Genomic DNA, 15706 nt, shown 5'->3' on the forward strand with positions numbered 1-15706 from the left:
ACGCCGCCTTGGAAAGCCCAAGGCGGCGTTTAGAAGCCTAGGAAGGAAGCTGTTAGTTGGACACGTGGCGCGCTTTATAAATGCGGCGAGCAAGCAGAAGTAGCTCAAGCGTGGCAAATAAAATTAAGCTGTAACCTAGCAGCTCCACTACTTCTTCTGCTATGTCTTTGATGTCACGAAGATAATTATCTTCGAGTACGGCGCGCCAAAAAATTTGCCGCCCATAGAGGCGTGAAAAAACGTAAGTGGTGAGTAACCCAGCGGCAAACAGCCCGAAGGAAAACGTGTTGCTGTAGTAAATGAACTCTTCCATAAAGCGGCGGCGTTGAATGACCACCCACGCAATAGCAGGGATGGCGATGAGCGATACCAGAACTTTCCACGCATCGTGTCCAACGTATTTATCAAAAAAATAATCTTGCTCGCGCACCAGCGAAGCCGCAATAAATGCGAACAAAAGCAGCGTCACCGTTGGCCATACTTTTAGCACCTGGCGTACGTAAAGCAACATCAGGCAGCAGGCCACCAGAATAATCGTTTGCGTAAACTCGGTGAATCCCAGCTCGGTAAAACGCACCGACGGTAGATATATGGCTTCTAGATAAGCGCCTTGAGCGATGGCGCCAATAAACAACACATAAAGGGTCGCACGTAGCAGGGTCGTACGAAAACAGATGGGCAAAGCGGGAAGGGAAGACATACGACATCCTTATCTAGAAGAAGCGCCTTTGCAAAACAAACATGCATAGTTGAATGTTCATTATATCGTCACACTTATTTGCTTGCACGTCGGTATTGCGGTTAATCACTCGACGTTTTGTGGTTTGCCCTGCACAGTAAAGCAATAACACCCTTGCGAGGCGTATCAGCTATGGCTATCAGTGTATTTGATCTTTTCCGAATTGGTATTGGTCCTTCAAGCTCACATACCGTAGGCCCTATGCGTGCAGCGCGAGATTTTGCCTTAACACTGAGTAAACAAACCGTCGTGACTCGGCTCGCTGTTAGGCTGCACGGATCGTTGGCTGCTACCGGAATAGGCCATGGTACAGATCGCGCCGTTATTATGGGGTTGATGGGAGAAGTGCCTGAAAGCATTGATCCTGACAGCATTGATGTGCGGCTTAACGCTATCGATGAAGGGGCCCTTCTGATACTTGCGAACGGGCAGCAGGTCACTTTCTCGCGCGCCGATGATGTGCAATGGGATGAGGCCTGCCTGCCATTTCATCCTAACGCCATGGTCTTAAGCGCTTACTGCGATGACGCGCTGGTAGCGACTAATACGTTTTATTCCCTAGGCGGCGGCTTTTATGTCGATCAGGCGAAAGCGGATCAAGGTGAGGTCGGCGAAGACAGCACAGCGCTGACTTATCCTTTTAATACGGCCGCTGAGTTGCTTGGCCTGTGTCAGCAGCACCAGCTGCGCATTAGCCAGCTAATGCTCGCGAACGAAAAAGCCTGGCGTAGCGAAGCGGCTATTCGTGAGGAGCTGCTCAGTATTTGGCATGCTATGAGTGACAGCATCGAGAATGGCTTGCGTGCGACAGGGCATTTGCCGGGTGGCCTAAATGTGCGCCGGCGTGCGCAGCTACTGCATCAGCAGTTGCTGCATCCGCCTGAAAACCAGCGTCTGATTGTATCGAGCTTTACGGTGATGGATTGGGTCAACGTCTTTGCGCTGGCGGTGAACGAAGAGAACGCTGCCGGGCGGCGTATGGTCACCGCGCCCACCAACGGTGCGGCAGGCATTGTACCCGCTGTGTTGGCGTACTATTTGAAATTTGAGCCCGAGGCCAGTGAGGCTGACGTAGTGGACTTCCTGCTCACCGCCGGCGCCGTGGGTATTTTGTGCAAAAAGAACGCCTCAATTTCCGGTGCTGAGGTTGGCTGCCAAGGCGAAGTAGGCTCAGCCTGCGCCATGGCCGCTGCCGGGCTTGCTGAAGTGCTGGGTGGCTCCCCTGGGCAGGTGGAAAATGCCGCAGAGATCGGCTTGGAGCATAATCTTGGCTTAACCTGCGACCCGGTGGGTGGGTTGGTGCAAGTGCCCTGCATTGAGCGCAATGCGATAGCGTCCGTCAAGGCGATCAACGCTGCGCGTATGGCGATGCACGGCGATGGTGAGCACTTTATATCGCTCGATAAAGTGATCCGCACGATGCGCGATACGGGCCGTGATATGCAGGACAAATATAAAGAAACGTCTAAAGGCGGGCTCGCGGTTAACGCGATTGAGTGTTAAATAGCTGCATGGCGTTGCAGCGTAGTGTCGATATTGGCCACCAGATAATCAACCATTTGGCGGATCTTCGGCGATAGGTGACGATGGCGGGGATACACCGCCCATACCGCGGTATCGTGGTGTTGAAAAGGCTCAAGCACCGCTATCAGTTCGCCGCTGGCAAGGTAAGGTGCAACGTAATAGTCGGGTAGCTGGGCAAGCCCCAGTCCCTTGCGGGCAGCATCAAGTAGGGCGGGGCCGGAGTTGCCTGTCCAGCAGCCTTCTATGCGCACTTCGCGGCGCTGGCCGTTCATATCAAATAGCCAGTTAGGCCGCGAGCCAATCAGACAGCGGTGCTGACTTAGCTCCCCCAGTGTGTGAGGGCGAGGTGCTTGGCGAAAATATCCCTTAGAGCCGACGATATATTCGCGCCGGTCGCACAGGCGCCTAGCGATCAAGCTAGAGTCCTTTAATACCCCCATCCGAATCGCAATATCGTACCCCTCATCAATTAGCTCGACCGGGCGGTTAGTAAAGTGCATGTGAATGTCGAGCTGTGGATGTAGGCGTTGAAAATCATTGACGAGTGGGGCGATAAAGCGCTCGCCGAAGGTAGTGGCTGAGGTGAGTTTAAGTAGCCCGTTAGGCGTGGCCTGGAGTTCGCTAATCGCTTGCTCGGCATCGCGTAGCCCATCAAACAGATGACGACAGTGGTCAACGTAGATAGCCCCCGCATCGGTCAAGCGAATTTGCCGCGTGGTGCGATACAGTAGCTGTACGCCCAGCTGGTTTTCTAGCTGGCTGACTAAGCGGCTGATGTGTGAGGTCGACACGTTTAGATACCGAGCAGCGGCAGAAAATGTGCCCAATCGCACTACTTCCACAAATGCTTCGATGCGATTCCAGTGCTGCATGCTATTTCCTTGCCGTAACGACGATTGTTGCTGTGTGGCAATAATCTTATGAGTATATCCCGGTTTATCAAGGCCTCCCAGCTGATCTACACTGCAATCACACCAATTACGTCAAGCAGGCGGGCTTTGTCTGCTGTTGGCGATGCATTAGGAGTTAGTCAATGAAGTCACGCGCAGCTGTTGCATTGGAAGCGGGCAAGCCACTTGAGCTGGTTGAAATTGATGTACAAGGCCCGAAAGCGGGCGAAGTACTGGTGAAAATGGCTGCGACAAGCGTTTGCCACACCGATGCTTACACGCTTTCGGGTGCTGATCCGGAAGGTAATTTCCCCGCCGTGCTTGGCCACGAAGGTGCCGGCGTGGTTCAAGAAGTTGGCGAGGGCGTTACGAGCCTTAAGCCGGGCGATCATGTTATTCCGCTTTACACCGCCGAGTGCGGCAAGTGTAAATTCTGTTTGTCGGGTAAAACTAACCTGTGTGGCAGCGTACGCGCCACCCAAGGTAAAGGCGTAATGCCTGACGGCACCTCGCGTTTTTCGCTAGATGGCAAGATGCTTCATCACTACATGGGCACCTCCACCTTTAGTGAATACACGGTGTTACCCGAGGTCTCTCTGGCGGTGGTATCTAAAGAAGCCCCCATGGATAAAATCTGCCTGCTGGGCTGTGGTGTGACTACTGGCATCGGTGCGGTACTGAATACCGCCAAGGTAGAACCGGGCGCCACGTTGGCGGTCTTTGGCTTGGGTGCTATCGGTTTAGCCGTTATTCAAGGTGCGGTGATGGCTAAAGCCGGGCGTATCATTGCTATTGACGTTAACGCTGACAAGTTTGAGCTGGCCAAGCAGTTTGGCGCCACCGACTGTGTGAATCCTAAAGATTACGCCGATTCTATTCAGCAGGTGATTGTCGATTTGACCGACGGTGGGGTCGACTACTCCTTTGAGTGTATCGGCAACGTCAATGTGATGCGTTCAGCGCTTGAATGCTGCCATAAAGGATGGGGTGAATCGATTGTGATTGGTGTTGCTGGGGCCGGTGAAGAGATCTCCACACGGCCATTCCAGCTGGTGACGGGGCGTGTCTGGAAAGGTTCTGCCTTTGGTGGCGTTAAAGGTCGTAGTGAGCTGCCCGGTTATGTTGAGCGCTATATGAACGGCGAGATCAATATCGACGACTTTATTACCCACGATATGCCGTTCGAGAAAATCAACGAAGCATTTGATTTACTGCATGCGGGTAAGAGCATTCGTACCGTGTTGCATTACTGAGTATCATTACTGACACTATCGCTAGCATGTCTAAAACGCGGTGGGGGAGACCTCCCGCGTTTGCTGCATTTAGAGGAACCTGCCCATGAGCATGAGTGAAACTTTAGAACTGGTGTCCGCCAACCGTAGTTTCGGTGGCTGGCATAAGCGCTACCGCCACTACTCCCGCGCGCTGGACTGCGACATGATTTTTGCGGTTTACCTACCGCCTCAGGCCGAAAATGATCGTGTGCCTATGCTTTGGTGGCTCTCTGGGCTGACGTGCAATGATGAAAATTTCATGCAGAAGTCGGGCGCTCATCGCGTGGCAGCCGAACTAGGTATTGCTATTGTTTGCCCCGATACCAGCCCACGAGGCACTGATTTGCCCGGCGAACATGAAAGCTACGATTTAGGTTCAGGAGCGGGCTTTTACGTGAATGCAACCGAAGCGCCGTGGAAGCCTCACTATCGTATGTACGATTATTTAGTGGAAGAGCTGCCTTCTGTTGTACGCCAACATTTTCCGGTCAACGGGCGCGAATCGATTAGCGGCCATTCTATGGGTGGGCACGGGGCGCTAATTCTTGCGTTACGTCATCCTGGGCGCTTCCGTTCAGTCTCGGCGTTTTCTCCGATCGTTAATCCGATGAACTGCCCGTGGGGCCAGCAAGCGTTTACCGCCTATTTGGGCGAGGATCAGTCACGCTGGCGTCAGTATGATGCTTGCGAACTTGTGGCTAATGGCGCATCGCGCCAGCGTCTGTTTATCGACCAAGGTGAAGCGGATCAATTCCTGGAAGAGCAGCTGCAGCCAGAGCGTTTAGAGGCCGTTTGCGAGGAGCACGATCATCCTCTAACGCTGCGCCGTCAACCTGGCTATGATCACAGCTACTTCTTCATTGCCTCGTTTATTGAGGACCATCTGCGCTATCATGCAGACCACCTCATGAAGCGTTAAGGATACCTGGATGCTCAATCGCTCGCTGCGTCGTTTCATGCGTCTGCTATGGCGTTTTGTATGGCGCGGCCTGCTAGCGTTTGCGCTCTTATCAGTGGCGATTGTGCTGCTTTTTAGCGTGGTTCCCCCGCCGGGATCAATGGTCATGGTCGAACGCAAAGTGCAGAGTTGGATTAACAGCGAGCCAATTCGCATACAGCGGCAGTGGCGCAGCTGGGGTTCGCTTTCTGCGAATGCCAAGCTGGCCGTTATTGCCGCAGAAGATCAGCGTTTCCCTCATCACGGTGGGTTTGATTTAGTGGAGCTGCGGCGGGCATTGCAGGCTAGCCAAGACGGTGGGCGGCTGCGTGGCGCTAGTACGCTTAGCCAACAAACGGCCAAAAACGTTTTCCTATGGACGGGGCGAAGCTGGGCGCGAAAAGGCTTAGAGGCGTGGTTTACGCTGCTGATTGAAACGCTATGGAGCAAGCAGCGTATTTTGGAGGTATATCTTAACGTGGCCGAATGGGATAGCGGCGTGTTTGGCTTAGAGGCGGCTTCTCAGCATTATTTTGGCGTTTCTGGCAACAGTCTTACTGAGCGCCAAGCAAGCCTGCTTGCCGCTATTTTACCCAGTCCTCGTACGCGTAGCGCTGCCCGCCCAGACGCCCAGGTTGAACGGCGCAGCCAATGGATACGCCAGCAAATGCGTAATTTAGGTGGCCCAGGCTATCTAAATAATCTGTAAATGTTTTGCCGCTATGCCGCCTTGTCTCTGGGTTTTCGAACCACCATGACCACACCGACCAAAGCAATCAGCATGCCTCCCAGCCCTAGCAGTGGGAGGCGTTCGTCAAATAGCCACCACGCTTGAAGCGCCGTGACCGGTGGCACCAGGTAAAAAAGGCTCGCTACCCGCGAGGCTTCGCCCTTTTTTATCAATGCCATGAGCAGCAAAATAGCGGCGACTGAGAGAATCAGCACCAGCCATCCAAGCGTCAGTGCAAAGGTGATGGTCCATTCAACCTCGCGTGTTTCAAACAACAGTGCTCCACATCCCAGCAAAACCCCTGCTGCCAAATATTGAATAACAGCTCCTGACAGCAGCGGCATACTAGTGCAGTAGCGTTTTTGATACAGCGTGCCCACTGAAATACCTATTAAAGCGGTCGTCACACACAGCAGCGCGTTTATGCCGAAGCCATCGAAAAGCGATTCGCCAATCTCAAGCTTACTGCCCAGTACAAAGACGATGCCGATTAATCCCAGCATTAACCCTAGCCATTGGCGTCGAGTAAGCCGTTCGCCTAAGAGCGGCCCCGCAAACGCTGCGGTCAGTAGCGGCTGAAGGCCGACAAGAAGAGCCGCAAGGCCCGCAGGCATACCTAGACTAATGCCATAAAAAACGCCGCCTAAATAGGCCCCGTGGACCAAGCAACCGGCTACCGCGATATGCACCCATAGCATCGGTGATGATGGCCAGGAAATACGCATCGCCACGACGAGGGGCGTTAGCAGCAACAGCGTTAGGACAAAACGAATAAACAAAAACGTAAAAGGTTCTGCATAGGGAAGGCCGAATTTCGCACCAATGAAGCCAGTACTCCATAGCAGCACAAAAAGAATAGGCATGGCCGCAAGCCCTAACGAGGTTCGGTATTTTTTGTGCAAGCTATTGAAATTAATCACTATAGTTTTCCTGAAAAGAAGGGCGTAAGCGCGCATCAGTTACTTATTGTTCTTTTTGTTACTAACTTTTACATCATAAATTGAACCTGCTTGGATACGGCGCGTCACAGTTGGCACATCCATAACGTGTGAATGAGGTTTCTTATTATGCAACGTATAACTGCTCTGTTCTCTGCTGCCCTACTTGCCACTGGTCTGATGACGGCTACTGCCCACGCCCAGCAAGAGCAAGATCCAGCGCAAGATCCGATGGCTACACAGCAAGCAGCGCCAGCCCAGGATTTCTCTGATGATCAGCTCCAGCAGTTTGCCGATGCTTCTCAAGAAATTGCGGTAGTTTCGCAAGAGTACACTCAGCGTCTGCAGGAAGCGGAAGATGAATCATCGCAGCAGGAAGTGCGCACTGAAGCCAACGACCGAATGATTGAAGTGGTCGAAGACAGCGGCCTAGATGTTGATACCTTCAACGCTATCGGTCAATCCATTCAGCAAGATCCAGAGATGATGCAGCGCGTTCAAGAAATGGCCGGTCAATCATAAGGTCGATGAGCAAGATCCGCTGACATTATTTGACTTGATTCGCAAAAATTAATGCCAGTGTGGCCTTTGCCACTTAAAGCCCGGTGCTCTCAGCACCGGGCTTTTTGCTGTTAACTGCTTTTATTATGCGCACAGGGTTTACGTCCAGGGGCCATCCCTACACAATTCACCTTAACTTTTGAACGTTACGCTCTAGGAGATTCCATGGACGTTGAGCTGTTAGAAATACGCCAGCATATGGGGCGGTTCCCGCCTTTCGACGGCCTATCGGATGATCTTCTTGATACCATTGCCGAGCAGGTGGAAGTCAGCTACTTCAAAAATGGCAGCGCTATTTTAGTGCTTAACGAGATGCTCAATGATTTGTGCTATATCCGTAGCGGCGCTGTAGAAGTTTACCGTAGCAAAGGAGAGTTACATAACCGCCTGGGTGAAGGCGATATTTTTGGTCACTTTAGCCTGCTGCGTAATCACAAGGTGCGTTTCCCCGCAGAGGCTATAGAAGATACGTTAATCTATTTTATTCCTGATGTAGTGTTCCAGCGGCTGTGTGAAGAAGACGATCATTTTGCCGACTTTGTAGAGCTTGAGCGACCACGGTTAGAAACGATCGCTGAGCAGCAAAAAAAATCCAACGATATGATGGTCACGCGGATACGCAAGCTGCTTACCCGGAATCCGGTAATGGTTGAAACCTCGACCAGCGTTCAGCTTGCCGCACAGCAGATGAGTGAAGCACAGGCCTCTGCGCTACTCGTCATCAAAGAGGGCATTGGTGATAACCCACGCTTCAGCTTTCAAGATAGCGAAGGTCGAACCTGGCAAATGTGTGGCATTCTGACCGATAGCGATTTTCGTACCCGCGTGGTGGCTGAAGGCCTACCGCCGCAAACGCCAGTAGGCGAGGTGATTTCCTCACGGCTCATCACCGTTCAATCCGACGTTTCTGTCAATGAAGCGATGCTGACGATGCTGCGTAATAACGTGCACCACTTGCCTGTGCTGTATCGTCAGCGACCCGTAGGCGTCGTACATTTATCCGATATTATCCGCTATGAAACACACAGTGGCCTCTATTTGGTTAGCAATATCTTTAACCAGTCAAGCGTGCAGGGGCTTGCCCGTTTAGCGTCGGATGTCAGGGCCTCGTTTGTGCGTATGGTGCAAGAGGGTGCTAACTCTCAGATGGTCGGTAGCGCACTCTCAACGGTTGGGCGTAGTTTTACAAGACGACTGTTGGAAATGGCTGAAGCCGAGCTTGGACCTCCGCCCGTGCCCTATTGCTTTATGGTCAATGGCTCTATGGCGCGCAATGAACAGAGCATTGTCACGGATCAGGATAATGCGCTGATCCTTTCAGATGAGTTTAACCCTGAGCAGCATGATGCATATTTTCTCGCTATGGCAAACATTGTCAGCGATGGCCTAGATGCCTGTGGCTATACCTATTGCAAAGGCGATGTTATGGCCACCAATACGCAATGGCGTCAGCCGCTAAGTGTTTGGAAACGTTACTTCCAAGATTGGATGGCTAATCCAACGCCGGAAAGACTGCTACATAGCTCGATTTTCTTCGATCTGGATAGCTGCTATGGCGAGGATCACTATGTGGAAGCACTGCAAGATCAGATTGCTCTGACGGCGCCCAAATCGCCTCTCTTCTTAGCGGCTATGGCGCGTAATGCGTTAAACCGCACGCCGCCGTTGGGATTTTTTCGCACCTTTGTGATGGAGCAAGACGGTAAGCACAATAACTCCATCAATCTTAAGCGGCGAGGCACGGCGCCGATGGTAGATTTGGTGCGGATACACGCCTTGGCCTGTGGTTCTAAGGCACAAAACTCGTTTCAGCGTTTGAATGACATCAGTCACACGCAGCTATTGGCGACCGGCATGAGCGAAAAGCTGAGCTACGCATTTGAGTTTTTATGCATGTCGCGAATACGCCATCAGATGATTGATCTTCAAGAGGATCGTCTGCCTGATAACAATATCGAGCCAGAAAATGTTGAAGATAGCGAACGTCACACGTTGAAGGATGCTTTCCAAGTGCTCAGTAACGCACAGAAGTTTTTAAAATTCCGCTATCCGATGCCCGCCCAGCGGCAGGGGCGCTAGGATGCATGGAATACGCCCACGCCAAAAAATAACGCAGGCCGACTGGGCAGGTTATATGGCTCAGCGGCTGGAGAAAGCACGTAATCCAGCCATTCAAAATTTTTTTGGTACGTTACTTCCAGATCCTGAAACGCCTATTTCGCAGGTGCCTATGGTGGCGCTGGATATGGAAACCACTGGGCTTGATGAGCGGCGGCACGCGATCGTAAGTGTCGGCATTGTGCCGTTTACGCTAGACCGTATAAAACTCGCCGAACGGCGCTATTGGGTCGTTAACCCTTCGCGCCCATTGGCAGAAGCGTCCATTGCCTATCATCATATTACCCACTCCGAAATTGCGCAGGCACCGGACTTAGAGGCAATACTCGACGAGCTATTGATGCAGCTAGCCGGGCGCTTAGTCGTGGTGCATTTTCGCAATATTGAGCGACCCTTCTTAGATGCGGCCGTTAATGCGCGGCGAGGGGAAGGGGTGCTGTTTCCAATGATTGATACGATGTCTCTGGAAGCTAGGCTACACCGTCAAACGCTATGGGCCCGTTTTCGTCGCTGGCTGGGCCGCCCACCGGTTTCGATACGCCTGAATGCTAGCCGTGAGCGCTATGGGCTGCCTGTTTATCAAGGGCACCATGCGCTGGTAGATGCTTTAGCGACGGCAGAGTTGCTGCAGGCACAGATTGCTACTCACTATCGACCGGAAACGCCATTGAAAGATCTATGGTGCTGAGCGCATAAGATTGAAAGGCTAGAAAGCAAAACGGGCAACCCAGAGGGTTGCCCGTTTGCATTGCAGCGATAGTACTTAAGACAGTCCTTAAGACAGTTCTTAAGACAGTTCTTAGACCGCTTTAGGTTCGCTCATTAATCCTTTGATGATGGCATAACACGCCACCAGCAGGATAATAGTGAACGGGAAGCCGGTAGATACTGCCATGGTTTGCAGAGCGGTTAAGCCACCGCCTAGCAGCAGAGCAATCGCAATAGCGCCCTCAATGATCGCCCAGAACACGCGCTGAGGCGTGGGTGCATCTACTTTGCCGCCCGCTGTGATTGAGTCAATCACAAGAGAGCCTGAGTCGGATGAGGTCACAAAGAAGATAATCACCAGCAAAATAGCGATGAAAGAGGTGATTTGCGACAGCGGAAGCTGCTCCAACATGATAAAGAGCTGTAGATCGACACCTGCATCCCGCACGGCCGTAATACCCTGGCTCACAAATTGGTCAATAGCCGTGCCGCCAAAGGTGGTCATCCAGAGTACCGATACCAGCGAAGGTATTAGCAGCACTGAAATCAAAAACTCACGCACTGTACGGCCGCGTGATACCCGCGCGATAAACATGCCGACGTAAGGGGACCAGGAAATCCACCATGCCCAGTAGAAGGCCGTCCAGCCTTGGCTGAAGTTAGCGTCTTCGCGGCCAAACGGGTTTGACAGCGCTGGTAAGTGAACCGCATAGCTCCACAGGTTCTCAAAGAAGCCAGTTAAAATCAGCAGCGTCGGGCCGACAGCGATGACGAAGACAAGCAGCAGCGCCGCCATGGCGATGTTGATCTTGGAGAGCAGCTGCACACCCTTGTCGACGCCCGCCACAATTGAGCCAATGGCGATAATCGTAATCCCGATAATCAGCAGGATCATCGTGACATCGCTTTCAGGCGCGCCGAACAGGTAGCTTAGGCCCGCGGCTGCTTGGCTAGCACCAAGGCCGAGCGAGGTAGCCAAACCAAACAGCGACGCAAATACCGCTAAAATATCGATGACATGACCTGGCCAGCCCCAAACGCGCTCACCCAAAATTGGGTAAAACACTGAGCGCATAGAAAGCGGCAGGCCCTTGTTAAAGGCGAACAGCGCTAGCGACAGTGCCACAATCGCGTAAATCGCCCAGGGGTGTAAGCCCCAGTGATAGATAGTCGCTGCCATGGCGAGCGATGCAGCGGCGGCAGGATCACCTTCGGCACCGCCTAATGGCGCCCAGTCACTGCCACTGAGTGAGGTGCCAAAATGTGTCAGCGGCTCATTGACGCCGAAGAACATCAGGCCAATGCCCATGCCTGCGGCAAACAGCATTGAGAACCAGCCCATGTAGGTGTAATCAGGCTTGGCATCAGCACCGCCAATACGGATTTTACCCAACGGTGAGAAAATCAGGCCAATACAGAGAATGACGAATATATTCGCCGCTGACATAAAGAACCACGCTAAATTACCGGTCAGAAAGCCGAAAATAGCGTCATAAATAGGCGCGATAGTGTCTTGTAGCGCCAGTGTTAGTACCACAAACAGCAGGACGACGATCGCCGAAATGCTGAACACCTTTCCATGTAGGTCAAGATTAAGACCCATGGTAGTGGTGGTAATGTTGTCCTGACCGATCACGTAATCCGTGTCGATTAGATTAGCCGCGCCATCTGGAGAGCGTATGCCCTCAGAGCTCGGCTCTTCAGGGGAGCGTTTATCGTCGTGGTTATCCACAGGAGCCTCTCTATGGCGATCAAAAAATAGGGTGTACAGAAACCAAAATGTGGTCGTCAACCAACATCGAATAGCGCATGGTTAGTCGCCCACAATAGCAAATCTGTTAGCAGAGCATTCAACGTATTATGCTTCGCCTTGCATAATAAATAGATTTACAACGACGGCAGAGGGCAAACGTCCTTTGCCGTCGTATCGACAAGCTTGTTTAGCTGTTTAGTCTTAGCTACCTAGCCACTGTTCGACTATGTCTTGGTTGTCTTCAATCCACTGTTTAGCATTTTCGTAAGGATCGCTTCCATCTTCCTGATTTAGCAGCATGACTTCGCCCATCTGCTCTGGTGTCCACTCGAAGGCATCGAGAATTGCATAGGCTTCGGGCATGTCGTCCTTCAGGCCTTGACGAACGACCGTGTGAATCTGCTCCGCACCACCGTAAACGTTTTTCGGATCATCTAGGTATTTAAGGTCAAAGCGCGCGAACATCCAGTGAGGGGTCCAGCCGGTGACAACGATATTTTCTTCGTTGTTGATGGCGCTAGAAAGTGCCGCTGTCATGGTGGCACCACTGCCACTACGCAGGTTCAGCCCAAGGTCATAGGTATCCACAACCTTTTCGGACAGCGCCATCAAGCCTGCACCGGGGTCAATACCGATGATCTCGCCATTAAAACTGTCGGCGTTATCGTTAAGATCAGCAATGGAGTCGATATCGGCGTACTCGGGCACGACGAGGCCCAGCTTAGTGCCGTCGAGATTAGCGCCTAGATCTTCAGTGCTGTCGCCTACGCGTTCCATGTATTCAGCGTGGGTGGTCGGCAGCCAAGCGGCAACGATAGCGTCCGCGTCACCCGTAGAAAGCGCCTGGAACATGGCCGCTGCTGAGAGAGAGGTAAGGTCAACCTCATAGCCCGCTTGTTCAAGCACGGCGGCGATAACGTTGGTGGAAGCAACTTCAGATGACCACTCCACGTAGGCCAGGTTAATCGAGCCTTTGTCTTCTTCGGCTTGCGCCGCGCTGCTAACCGCGATACCGGTTCCGGCTAATAGCGCCAGCGAGGCCATACGGATGCGGAGGTTCAATGTGCGATATTTCATTCACGTTCTCCCTTGGGTATAGATTTATTAATGTGTCGTTCTACTGCTATTTGCACTATTGCCGTGTTTTCCTGAGCGACTGTGTTAAGCGATCAAGCAACATCGCCAGAATCACGACCGCAATACCTGCTTCAAAACCATCACCAGGGCGCAGACGCTGAATGGCGCGCCACACCTCGCTGCCTAGCCCATCTGCACCAATCATCGCGGCAATCACCACCATGGAAAGGGCGAGCATAATGGTCTGGTTAATACCTGCCATCACCGTCGGTAACGAGAGTGGCAGCTGTACTTTGAATAGTTTCTGGCTCCGCGTTGCGCCATAGGCGTCGGCGGCTTCAATCAGCTCTACCGGGACTTGGCGAATACCTAGCGTTGTAAAACGTATCGCTGGCGGCATTGAAAAAATAACGGTCGCGAAAATAGCCGATACCGAGCCAATGCCGAAAAATGGAATCGCGGGAATCAAATACACGAAAGCCGGCATGGTCTGCATAAAATCTAGCGTCGGCATGATGAACCGATAAAGCCGGTCCGATAAGGCCGCTGTGATGCCCACCGGTAGCGCAATAATCACGGCAACGAAGGTAGCAAAGACGACCAGAGTGAGCGTCTCAATCATAGGGTTCCACAGCCCCAGATTCCAAATCAGCGCTAGGCCAGCAATAGCGCCAATGGCTAAGCGAGGGCCGGCCAGTTTCCAGCATAAGAGCGCAATCAGCGCCAGCAGCGCCCATTCAGGCAGCCACATTAAGCTATCGTTTAAGACATCAATGCCGGTTTGAGTGAAGCGCGAGATGCCCCGGGTTACCGAGGAGTATTCGCTGGTCAACCAGGTCAGGCCCGTTTCGATCCAATTACCAAGCGGAATGCGAGGGATATCCATTATTGCTCTCCTGCTCGTGCCAGTTCATCGAGTACCGCGCCTTTTACCACCACGCCCAGCAGCTGCTGTTGCTGGTCAGTAACGGCGATGGGGAAGCTTTTTTCACTGAACATGGCAAACAGGTTATGCAGCGGTTCGTCCATGGGAACTTTGCGGAAATCTTGGGTTAAATAGGGGGTGATGGAGCTGGCACCTTCGTCAATTGCGCGGCTAGCCGCATCAGCCTCTAATAAACCGAGCAAGCGACGGTCACGGTCGACAACATAGATAGAGTCGATGCTATGGTCACGCATACGGTGTAGCGCAGTGCGGGGGCCATCGCTATCGCGAGCAGTCGAGCGCAACGGTCGCATAGCACTTTCAGCGGTTAATATGCGTGCGCGATCAACGCCTTGGATAAAGCGTCGTACGTAGTCATCTGCCGGCTGGGTGAGGATCTCTTCGGGCGTGCCAATTTGCACGACTTCGCCATCTTTCAGCAGCACGATCCGGTCGCCAATGTTGAGCGCCTCATCGAGATCGTGAGTAATGAATACCGTGGTCTTTTGCATTTTAGACTGCAGCTGCAAAAGCTCTTGCTGCATGTCTTTACGAATCAGCGGGTCGAGTGCCGAGAAGGCTTCGTCCATCAATAGCACCGTCGCATCGTTGGCCAGCGCGCGCGCTAAGCCAACGCGCTGCTGCATGCCGCCAGAAAGCTGATTAGGATAAGCATTCTCCCAGCCTTCAAGGCCAACCTGCTTGAGCGAACGGTGGGCAATTTCATGCCGTTCTGCCTTCTCAACGCCGCGGATCTCTAGGCCAAATTCAGCATTCTGTTGAACGGTACGATGAGGAAAGAGCGCAAAATTCTGAAACACCATTGAAAAGTGGCGGCGACGGCACTCTAAAAGCGCCTTTTCTTTTAAGGTTGGAATGTTCTCACCGTCGATGATGATCTCACCTTCGGTGGTTTCAATAAGACGATTGAGACAGCGAATCAGCGTTGATTTGCCAGATCCTGACAGCCCCATGATGACTAGCAGCTCTCCTTCATAGACATCAAAGGAGATATTGGAAAGCCCGAGTGTCTGGCCTGTTTTTTCCAAAATCTCTGGGCGCTTCATGCCTTGGTTGCGAAGCTCAATGGCTTTTTGGGGATGCTTGCCAAAGACTTTACTTAAACCGCGCACTTGAATTTTGACGGGTCGTGTTTGATCCATCGACGATGCCTTTTTGTTGAGCAGAGTAGCCGTGCAGCGTCACTCCGTTTAGACCACATGAATGAGAGGGATCATTGCAATGGAGGCAGCGATACACTCTATCCATAAAAAAAATAAGAGATTCAGCTGAGTGATTTATTATTAATTATTATACATGGGCGGGCTCAATGTGTCACAACGGCCCGTTCAACGCGGCAACTAACGCCACATGTGTCATTTTTTACCCATTTAAATATGAGTGGTAAATAATATAAGCAATGTTTTTTATTTATTAAGATATTGTTTTTAAAGCTATATTTTTTTTAAAAAGATAAATGGCACGCGAAGTGTATGGAAGGCATATCAGTAATGTTTCAAGTTAAAGCTGTC

The 15706-nt window shown here is 52.1% G+C and carries 14 protein-coding genes; 7 read left to right on the forward strand and 7 right to left on the reverse strand.

Going from position 1 to position 15706, the window contains the following annotated elements:
* Positions 1-52: 52 nt before the first annotated feature.
* A complete protein-coding gene (locus ACT3RP_RS05625; RefSeq protein WP_096278533.1) occupies positions 53-700 on the reverse strand; it encodes a hypothetical protein in 648 nt (215 codons plus the stop codon).
* 171 nt (positions 701-871) lie between these two features.
* Here ACT3RP_RS05625 and ACT3RP_RS05630 point away from each other — a divergent pair, with 171 nt between their 5' ends.
* Complete coding sequence (locus ACT3RP_RS05630; RefSeq protein WP_192535925.1) at positions 872-2242, forward strand: L-serine ammonia-lyase; 1371 nt, start codon at positions 872-874, stop codon at positions 2240-2242.
* On the opposite strand, the gene ACT3RP_RS05635 is transcribed toward ACT3RP_RS05630, so the two are convergent.
* Positions 2239-3135 carry a LysR family transcriptional regulator gene (locus tag ACT3RP_RS05635; RefSeq protein WP_444625169.1) on the reverse strand — a complete coding sequence of 299 codons (897 nt, stop codon included), beginning with the start codon at positions 3133-3135 and terminating at the stop codon, positions 2239-2241. The two genes, ACT3RP_RS05630 and ACT3RP_RS05635, sit on opposite strands and share 4 nt — an antisense overlap.
* Before the next feature lie 161 nt (positions 3136-3296).
* Between ACT3RP_RS05635 and ACT3RP_RS05640 the strand changes: the two genes are divergently transcribed.
* The 3 genes from ACT3RP_RS05640 (at position 3297) to mtgA (ending at position 6073) form a co-directional block, all read left to right on the forward strand.
* Entirely contained in the window at positions 3297-4406 is a 1110-nt protein-coding gene (locus ACT3RP_RS05640) for an S-(hydroxymethyl)glutathione dehydrogenase/class III alcohol dehydrogenase (protein WP_483393423.1), read from the forward strand.
* 85 nt (positions 4407-4491) lie between these two features.
* A complete protein-coding gene (gene fghA / locus ACT3RP_RS05645; RefSeq protein WP_096278541.1) occupies positions 4492-5346 on the forward strand; it encodes an S-formylglutathione hydrolase in 855 nt (284 codons plus the stop codon).
* 10 nt (positions 5347-5356) lie between these two features.
* Positions 5357-6073 (forward strand): monofunctional biosynthetic peptidoglycan transglycosylase, encoded by a 717-nt coding sequence (gene mtgA / locus ACT3RP_RS05650; RefSeq protein WP_096278543.1) that lies wholly within the window; start codon positions 5357-5359, stop codon positions 6071-6073.
* 11 nt (positions 6074-6084) lie between these two features.
* Here mtgA and ACT3RP_RS05655 read toward each other — a convergent pair whose 3' ends face one another.
* The gene (locus tag ACT3RP_RS05655; protein ID WP_483393558.1) at positions 6085-6957 is read right to left on the reverse strand and encodes a DMT family transporter; all 873 of its coding nucleotides are present in this window, start codon (positions 6955-6957) and stop codon (positions 6085-6087) included.
* A 204-nt stretch (positions 6958-7161) separates the two neighbouring features.
* Here ACT3RP_RS05655 and ACT3RP_RS05660 point away from each other — a divergent pair, with 204 nt between their 5' ends.
* The 3 genes from ACT3RP_RS05660 (at position 7162) to ACT3RP_RS05670 (ending at position 10399) form a co-directional block, all read left to right on the forward strand.
* Positions 7162-7554 (forward strand): DUF4168 domain-containing protein, encoded by a 393-nt coding sequence (locus tag ACT3RP_RS05660; protein ID WP_096278547.1) that lies wholly within the window; start codon positions 7162-7164, stop codon positions 7552-7554.
* Between the two features lie 204 nt (positions 7555-7758).
* Entirely contained in the window at positions 7759-9672 is a 1914-nt protein-coding gene (locus ACT3RP_RS05665; protein WP_483393424.1) for a DUF294 nucleotidyltransferase-like domain-containing protein, read from the forward strand.
* A gap of 1 nt (position 9673) precedes the next feature.
* Positions 9674-10399 (forward strand): 3'-5' exonuclease, encoded by a 726-nt coding sequence (locus tag ACT3RP_RS05670; RefSeq protein WP_096278551.1) that lies wholly within the window; start codon positions 9674-9676, stop codon positions 10397-10399.
* 111 nt (positions 10400-10510) lie between these two features.
* Here the strand turns inward: ACT3RP_RS05670 and ACT3RP_RS05675 are convergent, their stop codons facing one another.
* From ACT3RP_RS05675 to ACT3RP_RS05690, 4 genes are all read right to left on the reverse strand, one after another.
* Positions 10511-12151: a BCCT family transporter gene (locus ACT3RP_RS05675; RefSeq protein WP_096278553.1), complete on the reverse strand. Its 1641-nt coding sequence runs from the start codon at positions 12149-12151 to the stop codon at positions 10511-10513.
* A gap of 222 nt (positions 12152-12373) precedes the next feature.
* A complete protein-coding gene (locus tag ACT3RP_RS05680; protein WP_096278555.1) occupies positions 12374-13249 on the reverse strand; it encodes a glycine betaine ABC transporter substrate-binding protein in 876 nt (291 codons plus the stop codon).
* A gap of 55 nt (positions 13250-13304) precedes the next feature.
* Positions 13305-14135, reverse strand: coding sequence for an ABC transporter permease (locus ACT3RP_RS05685; RefSeq protein ID WP_096278557.1), 831 nt, complete (start codon positions 14133-14135; stop codon positions 13305-13307).
* A complete protein-coding gene (locus tag ACT3RP_RS05690; RefSeq protein WP_483393425.1) occupies positions 14135-15337 on the reverse strand; it encodes a quaternary amine ABC transporter ATP-binding protein in 1203 nt (400 codons plus the stop codon). Before ACT3RP_RS05690 ends, ACT3RP_RS05685 begins: the two co-directional genes overlap by 1 nt.
* Positions 15338-15706: the final 369 nt, after the last annotated feature.

This window comes from Halomonas sp. AOP5-B2-8, from assembly GCF_052376475.1.
Classification (GTDB): domain Bacteria; phylum Pseudomonadota; class Gammaproteobacteria; order Pseudomonadales; family Halomonadaceae; genus Vreelandella; species Vreelandella casei.

What these genes read in the sequence shown, in the direction of transcription:
- ACT3RP_RS05625 (WP_096278533.1), bottom strand. Translation starts at nt 700, where the DNA reads ATGTCTTCCCTTCCCGCTTTGCCCATCTGTTTTCGTACGACCCTGCTA.
- ACT3RP_RS05630 (WP_192535925.1), top strand. Translation starts at nt 872, where the DNA reads ATGGCTATCAGTGTATTTGATCTTTTCCGAATTGGTATTGGTCCTTCA.
- ACT3RP_RS05635 (WP_444625169.1), bottom strand. Translation starts at nt 3,135, where the DNA reads ATGCAGCACTGGAATCGCATCGAAGCATTTGTGGAAGTAGTGCGATTG.
- ACT3RP_RS05640 (WP_483393423.1), top strand. Translation starts at nt 3,297, where the DNA reads ATGAAGTCACGCGCAGCTGTTGCATTGGAAGCGGGCAAGCCACTTGAG.
- fghA (WP_096278541.1), top strand. Translation starts at nt 4,492, where the DNA reads ATGAGCATGAGTGAAACTTTAGAACTGGTGTCCGCCAACCGTAGTTTC.
- mtgA (WP_096278543.1), top strand. Translation starts at nt 5,357, where the DNA reads ATGCTCAATCGCTCGCTGCGTCGTTTCATGCGTCTGCTATGGCGTTTT.
- ACT3RP_RS05655 (WP_483393558.1), bottom strand. Translation starts at nt 6,957, where the DNA reads ATGCCTATTCTTTTTGTGCTGCTATGGAGTACTGGCTTCATTGGTGCG.
- ACT3RP_RS05660 (WP_096278547.1), top strand. Translation starts at nt 7,162, where the DNA reads ATGCAACGTATAACTGCTCTGTTCTCTGCTGCCCTACTTGCCACTGGT.
- ACT3RP_RS05665 (WP_483393424.1), top strand. Translation starts at nt 7,759, where the DNA reads ATGGACGTTGAGCTGTTAGAAATACGCCAGCATATGGGGCGGTTCCCG.
- ACT3RP_RS05670 (WP_096278551.1), top strand. Translation starts at nt 9,674, where the DNA reads ATGCATGGAATACGCCCACGCCAAAAAATAACGCAGGCCGACTGGGCA.
- ACT3RP_RS05680 (WP_096278555.1), bottom strand. Translation starts at nt 13,249, where the DNA reads ATGAAATATCGCACATTGAACCTCCGCATCCGTATGGCCTCGCTGGCG.
- ACT3RP_RS05685 (WP_096278557.1), bottom strand. Translation starts at nt 14,135, where the DNA reads ATGGATATCCCTCGCATTCCGCTTGGTAATTGGATCGAAACGGGCCTG.
- ACT3RP_RS05690 (WP_483393425.1), bottom strand. Translation starts at nt 15,337, where the DNA reads ATGGATCAAACACGACCCGTCAAAATTCAAGTGCGCGGTTTAAGTAAA.